The sequence below is a fragment of the Pseudonocardia nematodicida genome (genome assembly GCF_040105385.1).
Lineage (GTDB): Bacteria > Actinomycetota > Actinomycetes > Mycobacteriales > Pseudonocardiaceae > Pseudonocardia > Pseudonocardia nematodicida.
Genome location: NZ_JBEDNQ010000012.1, coordinates 172675 through 189817 on the forward strand (window position 1 = coordinate 172675; position 17143 = coordinate 189817).

Consider the following 17143-nt stretch of genomic DNA (forward strand, 5'->3'; position numbering starts at 1 on the left):
CCGACATGAGCTGGTCACTGGTGACCTACCGCACCGACGGGACCGATACCGCCGTCGGCGTGCGGGAGGTCGACGGAACCGTACGCGCACTGCCCTTCTGCGCCGGTCGCACCCTGCGAGAGGTCCTCGAGGACTGGCCGGCGGTCGCCGAGGACCTCCGCACCCTCGACGTCACGACGCTCGAGGTACTCGGCGACGTCCACCTCGAAGCCCCGATCCGTTTCCCGCACAAGGTCGTGTGCGCGGGCGCCAACTACTTCGCGCACCTCACCGAGATGAACGTCCCCCGTCCGGATCCGGTCGGCGCGCCGTACTTCTTCCTCAAGCCACCGACGACGACCGTGATCGGCCCGTCGGACACGATCGTGCTCCCGGACCGCCCGGACCGGAGGATCGACTGGGAGGCCGAGCTCGGCGTCGTCATCGGACGGCGGGCGCACGACGTCGACGAGGACGACGCCCCGGCCTGCATCGCCGGTTACCTCGTCCTGAACGACGTCTCGGCGCGGGACCGGCTCGGCCGCACGGACGCCGTCGCACCGCCCTTCGGGTTCGACTGGACCTCGGCCAAGGGCGAGGACACCTTCTGCCCGACGGGTCCCGGCGTCACCCCGGCGTGGTTCGTGCAGGACCCGCAGGACCTGCGCATCACGCTGAGCGTGAACGGCGTGCCCAAACAGGACTCCAGCACCTCGGACATGATGAACGGCGTCGCCGCGCTGGTCGCGGCGGCGAGCCGGATCATGACCCTGGAACCGGGCGACATCGTCGCCACGGGCAGCCCGGCGGGTGTCGGTGCGCCCCGCGGCGAATTCCTGCAGGACGGCGACGTGGTCGCGGTCGAGATCAGCGGGCTCGGACGGATCGTCAACCCGGTCGTCGACGCGGCGACACTCCTCGCCCCGGTCCTCGACGACGGCTACCGCGCGTCCTGATCCGTCGGCCCCACCCGAGAGGAACGGTGCACATGCCCAGCAACTCCACTCCGCCGCAGGCCGCGGCGGCCCCGGTCTCGAAGCTCGGCTACGTCGAGTTCTCGACCCCCGATCCGGACCGGTTGATCGAGTACTACCAGTCGGTCCTGGGCTTCCACGTCGAGGAGCGCTCGACGGCGGAGGCCTTCCTCACCACCGATTTCGACCATCACAGCGTGGTGGTCCGCAAAGGGTCCGGCGGGGCACGCACGACCGTCGGCTACCAGATCGCGGGCTCGCTCGACGACGCGGCGAAGGACCTGGGCGACGCCGGCGTCGAGGTCTCCCGGCGCAGCGACATCGCGCCCGGCACCCCGGACGTCCTCGTGCTCGCCGAACCGGGGACCGGGGTGCCGCTGCACCTCTACGCCGCGCAGTCGGCGAGCGGGACCGGCGCCGGCCCGGCCCACCGGCCGACCAAGCTCGGGCACGTCGCCGCGTTCACCCCGAGCCTCGACACGATCCAGGGCTTCTACGAGGGGCTCCTCGGGTTCCGCTGGTCGGACACCATCGGTGACTTCTTCGTGTTCCTGCGCTGCAACGCCGACCACCACGCGGCGAACTTCCTGCAGAGCACGACGCTGACCGGCATGCACCACGTCGCCTACGAGATGCGGGACCTGAACCACCTGCAGACGACGCTCGACCACCTCGCGAGCAACGACTACCGGCTGCACTGGGGCCCGGGGCGACACGGCCCCGGCCACAACATCTTCACTTACCACCGGGACCCCGACGGCAACACGATCGAGCTGTTCACCCAGCTCGACATGATGATCGACGAGGCGCACGGCTACTTCGAGCCCCGCCCCTGGCACCAGGACTCCCCCCAGGTCCCGAAGACCTGGGAGGTCGACGCCGTCACCGCCAACGCGTGGGGCCCCGTCCTGCCCGAGATGCTGGACCACTGAATGACCCACACCGACATCGCCGTGATCGGCGCCGGGATCGGCGGCCTGACCCTCGGACTGGCGCTGCGCCGACGCGGGACCGACGTGCAGATCTTCGAACAGGCCCCCGAGCTGGGTGAGGTGGGGGCCGCCGTGGCCCTCGCGGCGAACGGCACCCGGGTCCTGCTCGAGTTGGGGCTCGGGGATCTCGCCGCCGTCTCGGTCGTCCCCTCCGAGCTCGTGTACCGGGGCTGGAACAGCACGGACCGGGTCGTCAGCCATCCGATCGCCGACTGGTACACGCAGCAGTTCGGGGCACCGTTCTGGGGCATCCACCGGGCGAACCTGCAGCGCGCGCTCGTCGCGGCCTGGGGCGCCGACGACCTGCACCTGGGCCGGGAACTGGTCGGCCTGCGGACGCAGGGCGAGCGGACCGAGCTGACCTTCGCCGACGGCTCGACCGTCAGCGCCGGTCTCGTCGTGGGGGCCGACGGGATCCGCTCCCGGGTGCGGCGGTGGATCACCGGCGTCGGACCCGTGTACTCGGGCACCAGCGGGTTCCGCGGGCTGGTACCGCGGTCGGCGGTCCCGGACCTGCCCGATCCCGACGCCCTCCAGTTCTGGATGGGCCCGAACGCCCACGTCCTGCACTACGCGGTCGGGGACACCATCAACTTCCTGGCCGTGGTCGAGGGTCCGCCGTCGTGGGACTCCGCGGGATCGGTCCGGCCGGCCGCCGACGGGGAGCTCGCCGCCGTGCTCCGCGACTGGCACCCCGCCGTCCGGCAGCTGGTCGAGGCCGTCCCGCAGAGCCCCCGCTGGGGCCTGTTCGGGCTGCCCCCGCTGAACCGGTGGTCGGAGCGCGGCGTCGTGCTGCTCGGGGACGCCGCGCACGCGATGCTGCCGCACCACGGTCAGGGAGCGAACCAGACCCTGGAGGACGCCGCCGTCCTCGCCGGCTGCCTGGCCGAGAGCACCGACCGCACGGTCGCGATCACCCGGTACGAGCGGTTGCGCCGGGTCCGCACCCGCCAGGTCCAGCGCAGCTCCTGGGTGACGTCACCACTGCTGCACCTGCCCGACGGGGCGGACGCCCGCTCCCGCGACGTGCGCCTGCACGACCTCGTCGAGGACTTCAGCTGGATCCACGCCTACGACCACCGCGCCCTCACACCGACCGGAAAGGCCTCCGCATGAGTACCGCTCGCACGAGTACCGCACGGACCTCCGACGCCCGCTTCGAACTGGCCCACATGGCCTACGCCGAGCTCTACACCCCGGACCTCGAGGGCAGCCTCTGGTTCTTCACCCGGCTGCTGGGCATGCGCGAGACCGGTCGCCACCAGGGCTCGGTCTACCTGCGCTGCTACGAGGACCCCTACCGGCACTCCCTCAAGCTCACCCCACGCGACACCCCCGGCCTGGGCAACATCGGCTGGCGCACGACCTCCGCCGAGGCCCTCGAACGGCGGGCCACCGCTCTGGACCAGGCCGGCCTCGGCAAGGGCTGGACCACGGGAGACGTCGGCGTCGGGCGCACCTTTGCGTTCGAGTCCCCCGACGGCCACCCCATGGAGCTGGTCTGGGACATCGAGAAGTACACCGCGCCGGCCGATCTGCGCTCCCGCATCCTCACCCGGCGGTCCAAGCGCCCCCTCCAGGGCCTGCCGCCGCGCCGCCTGGACCACGTCAACCTGATGGCCTCCGACGTCACCGTCCAGAAGGACGTGTTCGAGCAGGCCCTCGGGTTCGGCACTCGGGAACGTGTCGTGGACGGCGCGAACGGTGGCACCGAGATCGGCGCCTGGATGAGCGTCAACGTCCTCGGCCACGAGATCGCCGTCATGAAGGACCAGACCGGCAGCAAGGGCCGCCTGCACCATCTCGCCTTCTGGTACGGCGTCCCCCAGCACAACACCGACGCCGCCGAGCTCTGCCGCGAGTACGGCATCCAGATCGAGGCCGGGCCCGACGTCCACGGGATCACCCAGGGCGCCTTCCTCTACGTCTTCGAGCCCGGGGGCAACCGCATCGAGCTGTTCGGGAACTCCGGGATCCTGCAGTTCGAGCCCGACTACGAGACCGTCACCTGGGACCTCTCCGACTTCGACACCGGCCTCGCCATCGGCGGCGGCACCCTGCCCGCCGAGACCTACTTCGTCTACGGCACCCCGGGCACCGACGGCCAGGACAAGCTGCTCACCGGCTGGACCGACCGGCACCACCTCTGATCGCCCAGCCGTCCGACGCCGGCGATGACGCCACGCAGGAGAGGAGCGGACCGTGCGTGTCGCGCCCACCCCCGTCCCGGACGAGGGCACCGTTCTCGGCCGCAGCGTCCGGCTGCTCGGTGCCTTCCGTGCCGGTGACGACTCCCTGACCCTCGCCGAGATCCACCGGCGTACCGGTGTGCCGAAACCGACCGCCCATCGGCTGCTCCTGCAGCTCGCCGGGTGGGGGGTCGTGGAACGCGGGCCGGCGGGATACCGGCTCGGCCTGCGGCTCTTCGAGCTCGGTCAGCTGGCCTCCGGGCCGCGGGACCTGCGAGACGCGGCGTCCCCGATCCTCACCCGTCTGCACGACGTCACCGGTATGACCGTGCACCTCGCGGTGCTCGACGCCATTGAGGTGATCTACCTCCACAAGATCGACGCATCGGGGGCGCCCCCGCTGGCGTCGTCGATCGGGGGCCGGATGCCCGCCCACTGCACCGCGGTCGGGAAGGCCCTGCTCGCGCACGCTCCCGTCGTCGCGACGCACGCGGTGCTGGACGCCGGGTTGCGCCGGGTGACACCCCGCACCATCGAGGCACCCTCGTTGTTCCTCGATCAGCTCCGCGCGGCACGACGCCGGGGTTACGCCACCGACCAGGAGGAGTCCGCCGTGGGCGTCGGCTGCCTCGCCGCCCCGGTGTTCGACCCCGACCGTCGCGTCGTCGCAGCGGTCTCGGTGACCGGGCGCGCCCACGCCATCAGGTCCGTCGGCGTCGGAGCCGTCCGTGCCGCCGCGGCGGAGGTCTCCCGGGTGCTCGACCGGCCGGCCCTGCCCGACACCGCCTGACCACGTCCCATCGAGCACGACCCGGCACGACGGGTGCGACCTCCGTCAGCCGGTCCCTCCGCATGCCGTCATCACGCCCCCGTGCCGAACTGTCCGAGGAGAGACGATGAAGTCCTCACGCAATGCATCCGCTCCGGCGGCTCGACCCAGGCGGGCGGGACTGCTCGTCCTGCTGGCGTGCTGGGCCGCGATCGTCGCCGACGGCTACGACGTCGTCGTGTACGGCGCCATCCTCCCGTCCCTGTTGCAGGAACCGTCCTGGGGCCTCACCCCCGGGCTCGCGGGACTGCTCGGGTCGGCGCCGCTGGTCGGCATGTTCTTCGGGTCGCTGATCGGTGGAACGATCGCCGACCGTGTCGGGCGCCGCCGGCTGCTCGTCGCCTGCGTCGTCTGGTTCTCGCTGCTCACGGCCGCCTGTGCCCTGGTCGACAGCCCCCTGACCTTCGCGCTGCTCCGGTTCCTGGCCGGTCTGGGGCTGGGTGGCGTGCTCCCCGTCGCGAGCGCGATCACGGCCGAGTTCCTCCCGGCCCGCTACCGCAACCTCGTCTACGCGGTCATGTTCAGCGGTTTCCCGATCGGCGGCATCGCGGCCGCGCTCCTCGGGATCGCCGTCATCCCGACGTTCGGCTGGCGGGCCATGTTCGTCCTGGCCCTCGTTCCGGCGCTCGTGGTCGTCCCGCTGGTGCTGCGCCACGTCCCCGAGTCGGTCGGCGTCCTGCGACGCCGGGGAGACGACGCCCAGGCCGACGCCGTGGCCCTGCGGTTCGGCCTGGCGGTGCAGCCGGTCGCGACGGCCTCTGCCGGGAGCGCCGCGGAACCGGCGAGCGCGCTGTCCCTGTTCACCGGGCGGCGGGCCGTGGCGACGGCGTGTTTCCTCGTCACCAGCTTCCTGTGCCTGTTCATGATCTACGGCGTCAACACCTGGCTCCCGCAGATCATGCGGCAGGCGGGATTCTCCCTCGGTGGCGCCCTCAGCTTCCTCTTCGCGTTCAACATCGGTGCCGTCGTGGGCACCATTCTCGTCGCGCTGATCGCGGACAGGCTCGGGTCGAGGGGTGTGCTCATCGGGACGTTCACCCTGGGGGCACTCTGCGTCCTGGGGATGAGCCTGAACCCGCCCTCGGCCGTGATGTATGTACTGATCGGCTTGACCGGGATCGGGACGATCGGCAGTCAGGCGTTCATCCTCGCCCTGGTCTCCAAGACCTATCCCGCCACCATCGCCGCGCCCGCCATGGGCTGGACCCTGGGGGTCGGCCGGCTGGGGTCGGTCGCGGCACCGATCGCCCTCGGGTTGCTCATCGGCGCCGGCGCCGGGATCGGGAACAGCTTCCTCGCGCTCGCCGGGGCGGGTCTGGCCGCGGCCGTGCTGACCCTGCTGATCCCGCGACGGATCACCGCCGACGACCGGCGTCCGGCCCTCGACCAGACCGGCCAGGCGAACAAGCCTGTCACGTAGCGCGCGTGCCCGGGCTCGTCCGCCCCGTCCTGACCCGCCCGCGCCGCCGACGGGTCAGGACAGGGAGGACGACGGGCGCCGGTCGTGGGCTCTGCTCCTCGAACGTCGCCTGCATCGCTCCGCACGAGCGGATCGAACAACGGCCCGTCATCACCCACACCCGATCACCGGAGGACGACACGCCGGTCGGCCGGCGGAGGTCCCGAGCGGCCCGAATCTGTCGGGCCTCCACGGCATGCTGCACCCGATCGTGATCGACAAAGGACGGGGACGCGTGTCCGAACCACTGCGCGCCGGGGCGCACGAACGCCTGCGCACCGCTCGACTCGACGCCGCTCTCGCCGAGGTCAGCGACATGACCCCGCGGTGGGACGCGGTCGAGAGCGCTGTCCAGCCGCGGGTGCTCTCCCGGCATGTCGCCACCGTCGTCGAGCAGGCGCTGTCCGATCGCTCCCCCGAGCAGCGCGTCGAGCTGGTCAACCGGCTGCTGGGTCTCGTCGAGCACGACGAGCGCCTGCACGACGACCTACAGCAGCTCATCGCGCTCACCCGCGAGGTCGCGATGGGCATGCACGAGGTCCGCGCACCGATTACCCCGCTATCCGACGCGGCGCTGTTCACCAACGCCGCCGGCGAGCCGAAGCTGCACACCGCCCTGCAGTCCGAGCTGGCCAGCGCCGACCGCGTCGACCTGCTGTGCGCCTTCATCCGCTGGCACGGCATCCGGCTGCTGGAACGCGAGCTCGACATCCTGCACGAGCGCGGCGTCCCGTTCCGGGTCATCACGACGACGTACATGGGCGCGACCGAGCAGCGCGCCATCGACGAGCTGGTGCGCCGGCACGGCGCCAGCCTCAAGATTAGCTACGCGAGTGCGACGACACGGTTGCACGCCAAGGCGTGGCTGTTCCGCCGCGACTCGGGATTCGACACCGCCTTCGTCGGCAGCTCGAACCTGTCCCGATCCGCGCTCGTCGACGGTCTGGAGTGGAACGTCCGGCTCTCCTCGGTCGCCACCCCCGACCTGATCCGCAAGTTCACGTCCACGTTCGACACCTACTGGGCCTCCCCCGACTTCGTGTCCTACGACCCGGCGCTCCCCGCGGACTCGCAGCGCCTCGCCGACGCGCTCGGCAGCAACCGTCGCGACGAGGTCACGCCGCTCACCGGGCTCGAGGTGCGCCCCTACCCGCACCAGGAGCAGATCCTCGAGGCGCTGGCCACCGAGCGGGAGGTGCACGACCGGCACCGCAACCTCGTCGTCGCTGCCACCGGTACCGGCAAGACCGTCGTCGCCGCGCTCGATTATCAGCGGCTGCGGGCCGAGCATCCGCGCCTGCTGTTCGTCGCGCACCGCAAGGAGATCCTGGACCAGACCCGGCGCACCTACCGTGCCGTGCTCGCGGATGGCGCGTTCGGTGAGACCTACGTCGGGGGCGAGCGCCCGCAGCGGTGGAACCACGTGTTCGCCTCGGTCCAGTCGCTGTCGTCGTACGGCGTGGAGAACATCCCGCCCGACCACTTCGACGTCGTCGTCATCGACGAGTTCCATCATGCCGAGGCCGCCACGTACCGGCGCATCCTCGACCACTTGCGCCCCTCCGAGCTGCTGGGGCTCACCGCGACACCCGAACGCTCCGACGGCGTGGACGTCCGCGACCGGTTCTTCGACGGTCGCACGGCCGCCGAGCTGCGGCTGTGGGACGCGCTGTCGGCCGACCTGCTCGTGCCGTTCCACTACTTCGGTGTCGCCGACGACGTCGACCTGACCGGGATCGAGTGGAAGCGCGGCAGCTACGACGTCGCCTCGCTCGACGGTCTCTACACCGGCAACGACGCCCGCGCCGCGAAGGTCATCCGCGAGACCCGGGCCAAGGTCACCGACGTGACCGCGATGCGAGCGCTCGGCTTCTGCGTGTCGGTCGCGCACGCCGAGTACATGGCGCGGGTGTTCACCACGGCCGGCATCCCCAGCGAAGCGGTCACCGGGCAGACCGCACGCGACGACCGCGACGGCGCGCTTCGGCGGCTGCGCGACCGCGACGTGAACTGCCTGTTCGCTGTCGACGTGTTCAACGAAGGCCTCGACATCCCGCAGGTCGACACCGTGCTCCTGCTCCGCCCCACCCAGAGCGCGACGGTCTTCCTGCAGCAACTCGGGCGCGGTCTGCGCCGGGCGCCGGACAAGGCCGTGCTGACGGTGCTCGACTTCATCGGCCAGCACCGTCGAGAATTCCGGTTCGACCTGCGCTTCCGCGCGCTGACCGGAAGCAGCCGGACTGGAGTCGTGCGCGACGTCGAGGAAGGCTTCCCGTTCCTGCCGTCGGGCTCGGCGATGGTGCTCGACCCAGTCGCCCGCGACATCGTGCTCGACAACGTGCGGAGCCGGCTGCGGCTGTCCCGCAAGGACCTGATCGCCGACGTCCGGTCGCACGGTGAGTCCGCGCTGGCGCGCTACCTGCGCGAGTCCGGCGGCGAGCTGTCCGATGTGTACCGAAGCAAGGGGTCCTGGACGGCGCTGCGACGAGACGCCGGGTTCCCGGTCCCGCCAGCGGGCCCCGACGAGACCGCCCTGCTGCGCCGGCTGGCGAACCTCAGTCACGTCGACGACCCCGAGCGGGCCGAGGTGTACGCCCGCGTCGCCGACCCCGGTGGGCCCGGCTACGACGAGCTCACCGAGCGCGACCGGCGGCTCGCACGGATGCTCCTGTTTCAGATCTGGCCGGACCGGGGCGGGTTCGACGGCTACCAGGCCGCGATCGACCACCTCCGGCACCATCCGGCGGTCTGCGCTGAGATCGCCGAGCTGACCGCGTACACCCTGGACCAGGCCCGGCACCTGCCGCGCTCTCTCGGTGAGGGACTGCAACACGTGCCGCTGCGCAGCCACGCCCACTACCGGCGCGAGGAAAATCCTCGCCGCGCTGGACTGGGCGTCGCTGTCGCGCAAGGCAGCCGGGCACGCAACCGGCGTCGTCTGGGCGGACGTCCCGCGGGTCGACGCGCTGCTGGTCAACCTGCACAAGACCGAGCGAGACTTCTCCCCCACCACGATGTACCGCGACTTCGCGCTGCAGCCGGATCTCTTCCACTGGGAGTCGCAGAACGCCGCGTCACCGGAGACCGGGATGGGTCGGCGTTACCTCACGCACCGGGAGCAGGGCAGCCACATCGTGCTGTTCGTGCGTGATGGACCGGCCGACGACACCGGGCCGGGCGCGCCGTTCCTGTGCCTCGGCGCTTGCGAGTACGTGAGCCATGAGGGCAGCAAGCCGATCGCGATCACGTGGAAGTTGCAGCGGGCGATGCCGGGTGAGACGTTCCGCGCGGCGAGCGTGGTCGCCTCATAGTGCCCGCTGTCGCTGACGAGGGCGGACGCCTCGCCCGCCGTCGAGGGCGGCGGTTCGTCCGGCTGGCGACAAAGCAGCCTGGCCGCGCTCGACGCGCCGGCTCAGGTCCGCTCGGCCGAGGGCCGCACCCGCACCCGCACGCTGGACGAGTTCTACCGACTCCCCGGTGACGAGCCGCAGCACGAGGTCACGGGTGCCGCCGGTGACCTGATCACCGCTGTCGACCTCCCCTCACTACCCCGGGGCGGATGCGGTACCGGACTCGACGGCGATCGGTCTCCTCAGCGATCTCGCCCGCGGTACCGGCGACTCAGCCCCACGGGTTGATCACCGTCACCCCGGTGCACTCGAAATCCGCGATGTTGCGCGTCGCGAGTGTCGCTTCCCTGGAGGCACAGATCGCAGCGATCTGGGCGTCAGCCGCCGCGATCGGACGGCCCGACTTTTCGCGCCGAGCGGCGATCGACGCGTAGCTGTGGGCAGCGGAGGCATCGAAGGAAAGGATCACGTCCCGGAAGTCGTCGAAGAGTCCCTCCGCAATCTCTGCGAGTCGATCCTTGCGGTGGCCGACCGGCAGCCGGGCAATGCCGTACTCGACCTCCGCCAGGGTGACCGCGGTGGTGTGGAGTCGCCCCGCAGTGTTCACCCAGGCCAGCACCCCCGGGTCCGGTCGGCCACGCATCATCTCCGAAACGACGTTCGTGTCGATGATGATCACTGTTGATCCGGCAGATCCGCTGGACGAGGCAGCTCCGCACGGTCCGGTATTGGCAGGTCGATCTCGTCGACTGCTGCGAAGCGCTCTCGGATCGCCTGGGCCAGATTGAGATTTTCGGCGGCACGAGGAGTGACCGCCTCGGTCAGGATCGCTCGCACCTCGGCCTCCATCGAGCGCCCGTGACGAGCCGCACGCACCTTCAACAGAGTCGCCACCTGCTCGTCCAGGTCTCGCACACTGATCGCCGCCATGGAACACCCCCTGCTAGCAATGCTAGCAGCGGAGCGCCTCGCCAGGCCACTTCGACGGTCGCGACCACTCCACCAGAAACGGAACCGCGGCCAGATCGCACGGCACCATCCGCCAGACGTAGAGGCCGGCCGAGCGCATGGCTGATCGTGCGATGACCGGCCGCGCCGACGCCGGCGTCCACCCAGCCTCGTGTCCGAGCGCGCACCGGATGTCGGACGGGCGGGTCAACGGGGTGCCCGGTCAGAGGGTGGCGTTCGGCGGACACCGATCTACCGCTGTTGCGGCATCAGGTCGCCGAGTCGGACGTGGAATCACAGACGGGATCGGCCAGAATCAATGTCCTGCTCCCACACCGGAGACGATTCGCGACACGCTGATGGCTTCTCGCCGCCACCCGCTACTGTCGGCTCGCATGGGTGACCGCACGACTCCGTTCGGTGTCGAGGCCTACCGCGCTCTCGTGGCGGCCGTCCAGGGGGCGCCAGCAAGTATGGATCGAACTTGGGGGCCGCCATCTGTTCGCCGGTCAACTCGCTCCGATCACCTGAAACCAAGAGGATGCGCACGACACCAGTGCGCTGGCCGTGAGTATGGCGGCGACCACCGACAACGAACCGACGGACGGTGCAGCTTCATCTACGGATGTACACCCGCTGCGTGGTCGCGCCGACGCCGAGGGTCTCCAGGCCCTGGTCGAGCAGTTGGTTCAAGGTCACGCCCGCCCTGGCCGGGACCGCCTCGCGCAGGCGGTGCCGTCGCCCGGGGATCGGGTCCTTCCCGACGTCGACGGAGCCCCGGAGAGCACTGCTCGGCGGCTCGATCGTCGGGCGTGTTCGTCCGCGCGATCTCCCGGCTGCCGCTACGTGAATCAGGATACGAGGGCTTCGCACCACGAAAAACTCCGCGAGCGACACCGTGCGACTACGAAGTCAGAGAATGTCCTGGTCAGAACGGTGGGCGCGGCAGGGTTCGAACCTGCGACCGCTCGGGTGTAAACCGAGTGCTCTCCCGCTGAGCTACGCGCCCGAAGGGTCCCGGGCGAGACGCCCGGGACCGGTCAGAGTTCTACACGGCCGCCAGAGCCCGCCGCCACCCGTCCTGGTCCCGCGGCTCCCCGGGTTCGTTCACCTCGGCGAACGAGACGATCCCGTCGGGCTGCACCAGGAACGTCCCCCGCAGCGCCATCCCCTTGTCGGGGTTGAACACCCCGTACGAGGACGCGACCGCACCATGCGGCCAGAAGTCCGACAGGAGCGGGAACCCGTACCCCGACGAGGAGGCCCACGCGGCCAACGAGAAGGTCGGGTCGCACGAGATCGCAACCACCTGCGTCCGGTCGTTCTGGAACGACGACAGCGACTCCTGCACCGCAGTGAGCTCGCCACTGCAGATCCCGGAGAACGCGAACGGGTAGAAGACGATCAACGCAGACCGGCCCGACCCGAGCACCGCGTCCAAGGAGACAGGCCGGCGATCGGAGTCGGGCAGCGAAAAACCAGGCGCTAGCGCGCCGACGACGACGCTCAGCGCTTGCCCTTCTTCGGCGGCACCAGCTTCGACCCCACCCAGTCGTCGCCGATCGTGGCGTTCGACGTCTGCGACAGCCCGGCGGTCGGAGCCGCCTCGGCGATCTCGGAGGGCTGGAGGTGGCCGTCACGTCCGGTCTTCGGCGTCAGCACCCAGACCACACCCTCGTCGGAGAGTGGGGTGCGGGCGTCGACGAGGGTGTCGACCAGATCGCCGTCGCCGTCACGGAACCACAGGATGACGAGGTCGATGACCTCCTGGGCGTCCTCGTCCAGCATCTCCTCACCGGTCGTGTCCTCGACGGCCTCTCTGACCTGGTCGTCGACGTCGGTGTCGTAGCCGAGCTCCTGGACGATCATGCCCGGCTCAATGCCGAGCTTCCCCGCGATGTCGGACGGACCGGCATCTGCCGCGGTCACCACTCGTTCCCCTTTCACGCTGCTCACGCAGACCATCGTCAACGGTTCCGCGCTCGGGCGCCACCCCGTACGCCGAATCGGATGCGGCATCCGAACACGGGCACGCGACCGTGCGCAACACCCGAGGTGGGTGCGCACCCCCATCATCAGGTGCCACACAGGTCACCTCACCCTCCGTTCAGTTACGTCCGGGTAATACCTATCCTCCCCGGGAGACCCCGGACCGTGATGAGGCGAGTGTCGGCGGGGCGCCGGACAAGGCACGATGGTGGGAGAACGCCCGCGTCGGACCAGCGGCGACACGCCGTCCACGGCCCTGCGGGGGCGGTCGCGCACGTGAACACGACGCGCGCGGGCGTGAGGAACGACAGGCCGGGACCCCGGCCACCGACGGAGTAGGCAGGGAGAACCCTTGACCGCGCAGAGCAACAAGGCCGGCGACGACAAGCGCCGGGTCAACGTCATCCGGGGCGGGCTGGCCTCGCACCTGCCGGATATCGACCCGGAGGAGACGAGCGAGTGGCTCGAGTCCTTCGACGCCGTCCTGGACAACGCCGGTCAGCAGCGCGCCCGCTACCTGATGCTGACGATGCTGCAGCGCGCCCGCGAGAAGCACGTCGGCGTCCCCTCGCTGACCACCACCGACTACGTCAACACGATCCCGACCGACCAGGAGCCCTGGTTCCCGGGTGACGAGGACGTGGAGCGCACCTACCGCCGCTGGATCCGGTGGAACGCGGCCATGACCGTGCACCGCGCGCAGCGGCCGGGCATCGGCGTCGGCGGGCACATCTCGTCCTACGCTTCGTCGGCGACGCTCTACGAGGTCGGCTTCAACCACTTCTTCCGCGGCAAGCAGCACCCCGGCGGCGGCGACCAGATCTACATCCAGGGGCACGCCTCCCCCGGTGTCTACGCCCGCGCGTTCCTCGAGGGCCGGCTCGACGAGTCCCGGCTCGACGGGTTCCGCCAGGAGCTCTCGCACGCCGGCCCGGGCGGCGGCCTGCCGTCGTACCCGCACCCGCGCCTGATGCCGGACTTCTGGGAGTTCCCCACGGTCTCGATGGGCATCGGCCCGATGAACGCGATCATGCAGGCGCGGTTCAACCGCTACCTGGGCGACCGCGGCTTCTCCGACACCTCCGACCAGCACGTGTGGGCGTTCCTCGGCGACGGCGAGATGGACGAGCCCGAGTCCCGCGGCATGATCCACGTCGCGGCGAACGAGGGCCTGGACAACCTGACTTTCGTCGTCAACTGCAACCTGCAGCGGCTCGACGGCCCGGTGCGCGGCAACGGCAAGATCGTCCAGGAGCTGGAGGCGTTCTTCCGGGGCGCCGGCTGGAACGTCATCAAGGTCGTGTGGGGCCGCGAGTGGGACTCGCTGCTGCACTCCGACCGGGACGGCGCGCTCATCAACCTGATGAACACCACCCCGGACGGCGACTACCAGACCTACAAGGCCAACGACGGCGCCTACGTCCGCGACCACTTCTTCGGCCGCGACCCGCGCACCAAGGCCATGGTCGACCCGATGTCGGACGCCGAGATCTGGAAGCTCAAGCGCGGCGGGCACGACTACCGCAAGGTGCACGCCGCCTACGCCGCGGCGACCGCGCAGCACGGCCAGCCGACCGTGATCCTGGCCAAGACCATCAAGGGCTACGGCCTCGGCTCGCACTTCGCCGGGCGCAACGCCACGCACCAGATGAAGAAGCTCTCGCTCGACGACCTCAAGCAGTTCCGCGACGAGCAGCGCATCCCGATCACCGACAAGCAGCTCGAGGCCGACCCGTACCTGCCGCCGTACTACCACCCCGGCGAGGACGACGAGGCGATCCAGTACCTGCGCGAGCGCCGCCGTCAGCTGGGTGGCCCGCTGCCGTCGCGCCGCACGAAGTCGAAGGCCCTCACCCTGCCCGGGGACAAGGTCTACGACTTCATCAAGAAGGGCTCGGGCAAGCAGGAGGTCGCCACGACGATGGCGTTCGTCCGGCTGCTCCGTGAGCTGATCAAGGACAAGGAGATCGGCGGCCGGTTCGTGCCGATCATCCCGGACGAGGCCCGTACCTTCGGTATGGACTCGATGTTCCCGACCCAGAAGATCTACAACCCGAACGGCCAGAACTACACCTCGGTCGACGCCGAGCTGATGCTGGCCTACAAGGAGTCCGAGCAGGGCCAGATCCTGCACGAGGGCATCAACGAGGCCGGGTCGGTCGGGTCGTTCACCGCGGCCGGCACGTCGTACGCCACGCACGGCGAGCCGATGATCCCGGTCTACGTCTTCTACTCGATGTTCGGCTTCCAGCGGACCGGCGACTCGATCTGGGCCGCCGCGGACCAGATGGCCCGCGGGTTCCTGGTCGGCGCCACCGCCGGCCGCACGACGCTGACCGGTGAGGGCCTGCAGCACAACGACGGCCACTCGCTGCTGCTCGCCGCGACCAACCCGGCCGTCGTCGCCTACGACCCGGCCTTCTCGTTCGAGGTCGCGCACATCGTCAAGGACGGGCTGCGCCGGATGGTCGGCGAGGAGCCCGAGAACGTCATCTACTACCTGACGGTCTACAACGAGCCCTACGTCCAGCCGGCCCAGCCGGAGAACCTGGACACCGACGGTGTGCTGCGCGGCATGTACCGCTACGCCGAGGCCCCGTCCGGGAACGGCCCGGTGGTGCGGCTGCTCGCGTCCGGCGTCTCGGTGCCGTGGGCGCTCAACGCCCAGAAGATGCTGGCCGACGAGTGGGACGTCCGGGCCGAGGTCTGGTCCGTCACCTCCTGGGGCGAGCTGCGCCGCGACGGCGTCGACGCCGAGCACACGAACCTGCTCTCCCCCGGCGACGAGCCGGTCTTGCCGTACGTGACCACCAAGCTGGGCGAGGGTGACCACGCCGACGCCCCGGTCGTCGCGGTCTCGGACTGGATGCGGGCGGTGCCCGACCAGATCCGTCAGTGGTCCCCGGCGCCGTTCCTGTCGCTGGGCACCGACGGGTTCGGCCTGTCCGACACCCGCCCGGCCGTGCGCCGGCACTTCGCGGTGGACGCCGAGTCCATCGTGGTCGGTGCGCTGTCCGCGCTGGCGAAGCAGGGTCTGGTCAAGGCCGAGACCGCGGCGGAGGCCGCGGCCGGCTACAAGATCGACGACCCGCAGGCGGCCGGTCCGCAGACGAGCGACTCCGGCGTCGCCTGACCCGCTGCGCTCCGACGGCCCGTCGCACCCTTTTCGAGGGGTGCGGCGGGCCGTCGCACGTCAGGGGGTGGTCCGGTTCGGTCCGATTCGGAGATTTCGCCCCTCCCCGGGCGGCGCAGATCACGATAGGCTCCGCCCGACGGTGAGTTGGTGATCACCACTCGCCGTCCGACCGGGGCGTGGACCGTGTGCGTCGCCGGCCGGTCGGTGCGGGGCGGGGTGCCGCGCACCGGAGAACGAGGGAGCAGGAATGGCAGAGGGCACCGTCAAGTGGTTCAACAGCGAGAAGGGCTACGGCTTCCTCGCCCCCGACGGTGGTGGTGCGGACGTGTTCGTGCACTACTCGGCGATCCAGTCGAACGGGTACAAGACGCTCGACGAGGGCCAGCGCGTGGCGTTCGACATCGAGCAGGGGCAGAAGGGACCGCAGGCCAGCGCGGTCACTCCGCTCGGCTGACGCACGGGGCGTGAGCACGCCCCTTCCGGTCCGGGCACGAGCGCACGGACCGCGATGCACGACGGCCGCGGGACTCCTCAGTCCCCGAGGACGCCGTGCATCTCCCACACCAGGATCTCGGTCCCGTCCGGGCCGGCGGTGACCTGCCGCCCGCCCCCGTCGTCGACGATCCTGGCCGCGTCGCCGGTGTCGAGAACCCCGGCGTCCTCCAGTTCTGCGCTGCCTCGTGCCGTGAACACGTGTGCGAACCGGGCCGCGGACAGTTCCGTGCTGCTTCCCGCGCTCAGCCGCACGACGGTGAGCGCGGCGTTCCGCTGCCGCAGCGGCAGAACGGTCAGTCCTGCATGCCGTCGCAGGCCCGACGCCAGCACCACCTGCTCCCCCGCGTCCAGACCCGCGGACACATCGCGCACCGCGTACTCCGGGACGCCGCCGGGATCGTCGGGCACCACCCACATCTGCACGAACCGCACGCCGTCGTCCGGGGTGGCGTGCTCGGAGTGCCGCACCCCGGAACCCGCGCCGAGCCGCTGCACCTCGCCCGGCCGCACCCGCGCGGTCCGCCCGCTACCGGTGTCGCGGTGCTCCAGCTCGCCGTCGAGCACCCAGGTGAGGATCTCGGTGTCGCGGTGCGGGTGCTCGTCGTACCCGGTGCCGGGCGCGACCCGGTCCTCGTTGTGCAGCAGCAACAACCCGAAGTGCGTGTTCGACGGGTCGTAGTGCGACCCGGCCGAGAAGCTGTGCCGGGAGTCCAGCCAGCCGGTCGCGGTCCGGAACCGGTCCCCCGCGCGGTACAGGGTGATGCCGGAGTGGGATTCGTCTTCTTCAGGGCGCCTCATCGTCG

The 17143-nt window shown here is 70.6% G+C and carries 14 protein-coding genes, 1 tRNA gene and 1 pseudogene; 10 read left to right on the plus strand and 6 right to left on the minus strand.

Going from position 1 to position 17143, the window contains the following annotated elements; translation table 11 throughout:
* Positions 1–5: 5 nt before the first annotated feature.
* From WIS52_RS26005 to WIS52_RS26040, 8 genes and pseudogenes are all read left to right on the plus strand, one after another.
* Positions 6–935: a fumarylacetoacetate hydrolase family protein gene (locus WIS52_RS26005; RefSeq protein WP_349301013.1), complete on the plus strand. Its 930-nt coding sequence runs from the start codon at positions 6–8 to the stop codon at positions 933–935.
* 32 nt (positions 936–967) lie between these two features.
* Positions 968–1885 (plus strand): VOC family protein, encoded by a 918-nt coding sequence (locus tag WIS52_RS26010; RefSeq protein ID WP_349301014.1) that lies wholly within the window; start codon positions 968–970, stop codon positions 1883–1885.
* Positions 1886–3061 (plus strand): FAD-dependent oxidoreductase, encoded by a 1176-nt coding sequence (locus WIS52_RS26015; RefSeq protein WP_349301015.1) that lies wholly within the window; start codon positions 1886–1888, stop codon positions 3059–3061.
* Entirely contained in the window at positions 3058–4095 is a 1038-nt protein-coding gene (locus WIS52_RS26020; protein WP_349301016.1) for a VOC family protein, read from the plus strand. Before WIS52_RS26015 ends, WIS52_RS26020 begins: the two co-directional genes overlap by 4 nt.
* A gap of 52 nt (positions 4096–4147) precedes the next feature.
* Positions 4148–4924 carry an IclR family transcriptional regulator gene (locus WIS52_RS26025; RefSeq protein WP_349301017.1) on the plus strand — a complete coding sequence of 259 codons (777 nt, stop codon included), beginning with the start codon at positions 4148–4150 and terminating at the stop codon, positions 4922–4924.
* A gap of 106 nt (positions 4925–5030) precedes the next feature.
* Positions 5031–6383 carry an MFS transporter gene (locus WIS52_RS26030; protein ID WP_349301018.1) on the plus strand — a complete coding sequence of 451 codons (1353 nt, stop codon included), beginning with the start codon at positions 5031–5033 and terminating at the stop codon, positions 6381–6383.
* A 796-nt stretch (positions 6384–7179) separates the two neighbouring features.
* Positions 7180–8496, plus strand: a pseudogene (locus tag WIS52_RS26035) (DEAD/DEAH box helicase); the annotation flags it as partial.
* Between the two features lie 940 nt (positions 8497–9436).
* Positions 9437–9733, plus strand: a complete 297-nt coding sequence (locus WIS52_RS26040; protein ID WP_349301019.1) for a DUF3427 domain-containing protein — start codon at positions 9437–9439, stop codon at positions 9731–9733.
* A gap of 310 nt (positions 9734–10043) precedes the next feature.
* Here the strand turns inward: WIS52_RS26040 and WIS52_RS26045 are convergent, their stop codons facing one another.
* From WIS52_RS26045 to WIS52_RS26065, 5 genes are all read right to left on the minus strand, one after another.
* Positions 10044–10451, minus strand: coding sequence for a type II toxin-antitoxin system VapC family toxin (locus tag WIS52_RS26045; protein ID WP_349301020.1), 408 nt, complete (start codon positions 10449–10451; stop codon positions 10044–10046).
* A complete protein-coding gene (locus WIS52_RS26050; protein ID WP_349301021.1) occupies positions 10448–10702 on the minus strand; it encodes a FitA-like ribbon-helix-helix domain-containing protein in 255 nt (84 codons plus the stop codon). Before WIS52_RS26050 ends, WIS52_RS26045 begins: the two co-directional genes overlap by 4 nt.
* A 955-nt stretch (positions 10703–11657) precedes the next feature.
* Positions 11658–11729 (minus strand) — tRNA-Val (locus WIS52_RS26055).
* Between the two features lie 39 nt (positions 11730–11768).
* Positions 11769–12230 carry a peroxiredoxin gene (locus WIS52_RS26060; RefSeq protein WP_349301119.1) on the minus strand — a complete coding sequence of 154 codons (462 nt, stop codon included), beginning with the start codon at positions 12228–12230 and terminating at the stop codon, positions 11769–11771.
* The gene (locus tag WIS52_RS26065; protein ID WP_349301120.1) at positions 12227–12652 is read right to left on the minus strand and encodes a DUF3052 domain-containing protein; all 426 of its coding nucleotides are present in this window, start codon (positions 12650–12652) and stop codon (positions 12227–12229) included. The genes WIS52_RS26060 and WIS52_RS26065 overlap by 4 nt, the downstream gene beginning before the upstream one ends.
* 409 nt (positions 12653–13061) lie before the next feature.
* Here WIS52_RS26065 and aceE point away from each other — a divergent pair, with 409 nt between their 5' ends.
* Positions 13062–15842 carry a pyruvate dehydrogenase (acetyl-transferring), homodimeric type gene (gene aceE / locus WIS52_RS26070; RefSeq protein WP_349301022.1) on the plus strand — a complete coding sequence of 927 codons (2781 nt, stop codon included), beginning with the start codon at positions 13062–13064 and terminating at the stop codon, positions 15840–15842.
* Between the two features lie 250 nt (positions 15843–16092).
* The gene (locus WIS52_RS26075; RefSeq protein ID WP_349301023.1) at positions 16093–16299 is read left to right on the plus strand and encodes a cold-shock protein; all 207 of its coding nucleotides are present in this window, start codon (positions 16093–16095) and stop codon (positions 16297–16299) included.
* Positions 16300–16376: 77 nt separating this feature from the next.
* Here the strand turns inward: WIS52_RS26075 and WIS52_RS26080 are convergent, their stop codons facing one another.
* Positions 16377–17138, minus strand: coding sequence for a pirin family protein (locus WIS52_RS26080; protein WP_349301024.1), 762 nt, complete (start codon positions 17136–17138; stop codon positions 16377–16379).
* Positions 17139–17143: the final 5 nt, after the last annotated feature.